At 65.0% G+C, this 4,208-nt stretch carries 4 protein-coding genes and 1 pseudogene; all 5 read right to left on the reverse strand.

The genetic code is table 11. The annotated features are described in order from the left end of the window. A pseudogene (locus IC66_RS0108350) lies at positions 1-482 on the reverse strand (2,3,4,5-tetrahydropyridine-2,6-dicarboxylate N-succinyltransferase); the annotation flags it as partial. A 262-nt stretch (positions 483-744) separates the two neighbouring features. After that, on the reverse strand, positions 745-1,437 hold the full coding sequence (locus IC66_RS0108355) for a pyrimidine 5'-nucleotidase (RefSeq protein WP_038947345.1): 693 nt from the start codon (positions 1,435-1,437) through the stop codon (positions 745-747). Between the two features lie 194 nt (positions 1,438-1,631). Further along, entirely contained in the window at positions 1,632-2,618 is a 987-nt protein-coding gene (locus IC66_RS0108360; protein WP_038947346.1) for a DUF1036 domain-containing protein, read from the reverse strand. A 194-nt stretch (positions 2,619-2,812) separates the two neighbouring features. Then, positions 2,813-3,700 carry an acetylglutamate kinase gene (gene argB, locus IC66_RS0108365; RefSeq protein WP_028140832.1) on the reverse strand — a complete coding sequence of 296 codons (888 nt, stop codon included), beginning with the start codon at positions 3,698-3,700 and terminating at the stop codon, positions 2,813-2,815. A gap of 231 nt (positions 3,701-3,931) precedes the next feature. After that, positions 3,932-4,208, reverse strand: a 277-nt coding sequence (locus IC66_RS0108370; protein WP_038947347.1) for a DUF423 domain-containing protein, incomplete at its 5' end; no start/stop codon positions are given.

Consider the following 4,208-nt stretch of genomic DNA (forward strand, 5'->3'; position numbering starts at 1 on the left):
TGCACGCGCTTGCCGATTTGCGCACAGGAGCCGACAGTGGCCCAGGTGTCGACCATGGTGCTCTCATCGACATAGGCGCCGAGATTGACGAAGGACGGCATCAAGACGACGTTCTTGGCGATGAAGGCCGAGCGGCGCACCACCGAGCCGGGCACGGCACGAAAACCGGCGTCGCGAAAACGGTTCTCGCCCCAGCCTTCGAACTTCGAGGGCACCTTGTCCCACCAGGTCGCCTTGCCGGATCCGCCGGGAATGACGCCCATGTCGTTGAGGCGGAACGACAGCAGCACGGCCTTCTTCAGCCACTGATTGACCTTCCACTTGCCGTCGCTGCCGCGCTCGGCAACGCGCGCCTCGCCCTTGTCCAGAATCTCCAGTGCTTGGTCCACGGCCTCGCGCACCTCGCCCTTGGTCGAGGTCGAGATGCCGTCGCGCGCGTCGAAGGCGCTGTTGATGGTGGATTCGAGGGCTTGGAGGGACATCGGGATTTCCTCTGGGAAGCAGGAATTTGACGGATTGGGGCGCTTTTTCGGGATTTGGGCGGGCGGAGTCAAGGCATACTCCGCCGTCGTCCATACTCCGCTGTCGTCCCGGACAAGCGCAGCGAAGCGGAGCGCCGATCCGGGACCCATAGCCACAGGGAGTGGTTTGACGAAGATTCGGAGTTACCAATCCGGCGCGACAACCAAATCCCGTGGCTATGGGTCCCGGGTCTGCGCTTACGCTTGCCCGGGACGACGGCGGTTATAGGGGCGAGAGCCCTGCCAAAAACCCCGTCAGATCATCCGTGACGTGGTCGACATGGGCGGCATCCCGGCCTTCCAGTTCCCAGTCCTCCCGCACCACCTCCTTCGTTCCGTCAGGCACCACCAGCACGGTGGTCATGCCGAGCTGGTGCGGGACGGTGAGGTTGCGGGCGAGGTCCTCGAACATCGCGGCTTTGGTCGGATCGACCGCGTGGTCGGCGAGGAATTTCTGATAGGTCTGCGCCGCCGGCTTCGGCTCGAACTGGGCGGCGATGATGTCGAACACGCCGTCGAAATGCGTTGCCAGGCCGAGACGCGCCAGCACCGCATCGACATGGTCGACCGAGCCATTGGTCAGGATCAGCTTGCGCCCCGATAAGTTTGCGATGGCTTCGCCGAGCGCCGGGTTCGGCTGCAGCGGTGAATGGTCGATCTTGTGGACATAGGCGAGATAGTCGTCGGCGGACACGCCATGCAGGGTCATCATGCCGCGCATCGTGGTGCCGAAGCGCAGGTAATAATCCTTCTGCAGTTTTCGCGCCTCCGCCGGCGTCACCTGCAGCCAGCTGGACACGAACTCGGTGATCCGCACATCGACCTGCTGCCACAGATTGACGTGATGCGGATACAGCGTGTTGTCGAGGTCGAACACCCAGGTGTCGACATGAGCAAAGGTGCGGAGTTGGTTCATATCAACATTCTCAGCTCGTCGTCCCGGGGCGCGCGAAGCGCGAGCCCGGGACCCATAACCACGGGGAGGAGTTCGGCGAAGAGTCGGGGTGGCCAGCTTCGCGCCACAACCACTCCCTGGGGTTATGGGTCCCCGCCTTCGCGGGGACGACAGCGGAGCTTGTAGGCGCTTGCGTGTTGATCATGACGCCAATTTCACGGCACCGCAAAGCGGAGCGTCTTGCCGCCGCTCGACATGTCCACCGCGCCAAATCCCGTCATCGCAAATCCGCGCGCGCCGCAATCGGTCTGCTCAACGGTCTCGAACTTGGTCTCGCGCGTGCAGAGCTGCCTGTCGCCGCCCCAGTTCAACGGCCGGTCCTTCAGCTTGACGGCGCGGTTGTCGGCGTCGACGGCCTCCGCGAAGCTGAAGATCTGCTTGGGCTGGCCGGTCACATCAGGATGCAGGCAGGTCTTGGGATCGATGCGATACCAGCCGCGGCTGGTCACGGACTTGCCGTCGTCGGTCGCGATCGCCGCCATCACCTTGTGCGGCGTGTCGTTGCACCAGGTGAGGCCGGTCGGGGACGGCGTCTGCACCGCATCGACCATGGTCTTGAAGAAGTTTTGCGAGCCCACGATGTCCGACGACAAGCCGCGGCTCTTCAGGAACGCGGCCAGGGCTGCCTGCGTCTTCGGCCCGTCGACGCCGTCGATCGGCGCGGCGTCGTAGCCCGCGATCACCAACAGCCGCTGGATGCCGGCGAGGCGGGCCTGCTCGTCGTCATATTCGGAATCCTCGGCGAGATAGGCAATGAGGTTGCCGTCGGCTCCTTGCGCCGGCGTCACTTGCGTAAACGCAGCCTGGGTCTGGCCGCTGCGGCATTGCCGGGCCGCCGCGATGACGAAATTGTCCTGCGCGACACAGAGCATGTCGCTGCCGTTCTGCGGAATCGGGGAGGCGCCATAGACGCCGAGCGCGCGGGCGTTGAGCAGGATGCGATCGGCGGTCAGCGTGCCCTGCACAACCACGCGGCAGGTGGCGGGATCGACCCTGAACCAGCCGCGCGTCGCGGTCGCCGCCTTGTCGTCGATGCCGATCGCGGCCTCGACGACATAGGACATGCGGTTGCAGATCTTCAGATCGGCGAGGGCCGGCACTGAGGAGAAGACGAACGAGACGGCCGCGGCCGGCAGCGCCATCAGGAAGCGGGTCAGGGGTGAGCGGCGGGGGCGCTGAGCCCTCCGCCCGTCATGCCCGGGCTTGTCCCGCCTGCGAGGCCGAAGCCTCTTCGGCGAGGCGAAGGCCCGGGCATCCACGTTCTTGGCGCGGATCGAAAGATCGTGGATGGCCGGGACAAGCCCGGCCATGACGGTTTTCTTTGTCCGCTCGTCCCTCACTTGTGGATCAGCGTTCCCGTGCCCTGGTTGGTGAAGAGCTCAAGCAGCACCGCGTGCTGCATCTTGCCGTCGATGATGACGACGCCCTCCACGCCCTGCTCCAGCGCATAGATGCAGGTCTCGACCTTCGGGATCATGCCGCCGGAAATGGTGCCGTCGGCGATCAGCTTTCGCGCGTCCTTGACCGACAATTGCGGGATCAGCTTCTTCGACTTGTCGAGCACGCCAGGCACGTCGGTGAGCAGCAACAGGCGCTTGGCCTTCAGCGCGCCGGCAACCGCACCGGCAAAAGTGTCGGCGTTGACGTTCAGCGTCTGGCCTTCCTTCGAGGTTGCGAGCGGCGCCAGCACCGGGATCAGCTCGTAGCCGATCAGCTGGTTGAGCAGCGTGAGGTCCACCTTCTCGGGATCGCCGACGAAGCCGAGATCGATTGCCTTCTCGATGTTCGAGCCCGGATCGATGATGGTCCGCGTCGTCTTCGACGCCTTCACCATGTTGCCGTCCTTGCCGGACAACCCCACGGCCTTGCCGCCGGCTTCGTTGATGTAGCCGACGATCTGCTTGTTGACGGAGCCGGCGAGCACCATCTCGACGATCTCGATGGTCGCCGCATCGGTGATGCGCAGGCCGGCTGCGAATTCCGAGACGATGCCGAGGCGCTTGAGCATGGTCGCGATCTGCGGGCCGCCGCCATGCACCACCACCGGATTGATGGCGGTCTGCTCCAGCAGCACGATGTCGCGGGCAAAATTCTTCGCGGTCTCCTCGTCGCCCATGGCATGGCCGCCATATTTGATGACGATGGTTTCCTCGTCATACTGCTGCATGTGCGGCAGCGCTTCCGACAGGATGCGGGCCTGGTCGAGCGGGGAGATGTCGGTCATGTCGCGGATCTCGCTGGCGGGACTGGAGCGGCCTGCGTTCTATCCGATTGGCGGGCGTGGCGCAAAGTGGTCTTCGTGCCCCGGACGCAGCGCAGCGCTTCTTCAGCGGTGCGCTGCAGAGCCGGGGCCCATGCGGCTTGCTGGGTCCCGGCTCTGCGGAGCGTCACCATAGCGCGTCGAAGACGCGCGTAAACGCGCTTTAGGTGCCGCACCGCGTCCGGGACACGAGACCTATTTCCGCGCCACCACCGCGGCCAGCGTCACGGCCAGCCAGCTCGCGATCATCACCGTCCCGCCCGTCGGCGCTGCGTATGGAAACAGCGAGTGCCCGGCATATTGCCGCAAGGTGAGGTCGCCCGCGAACAGCACGGCGCCGATCACGAAGCCGAATGCACCGATGAGGCCAATTCCGCCGTGCAGAAGGCCGCGCGCCAGCAGGGCGACAGCTGCAAGTATGGCAGTTGCATGAAACAGCAGCATCGCGCTGGCCGAGGCCAGCCGGCTCCCC

It is taken from the genome of Bradyrhizobium genomosp. III (assembly GCF_000261705.1).
In the GTDB taxonomy this organism is placed as follows: Bacteria; Pseudomonadota; Alphaproteobacteria; order Rhizobiales; family Xanthobacteraceae; genus Bradyrhizobium; species Bradyrhizobium ottawaense.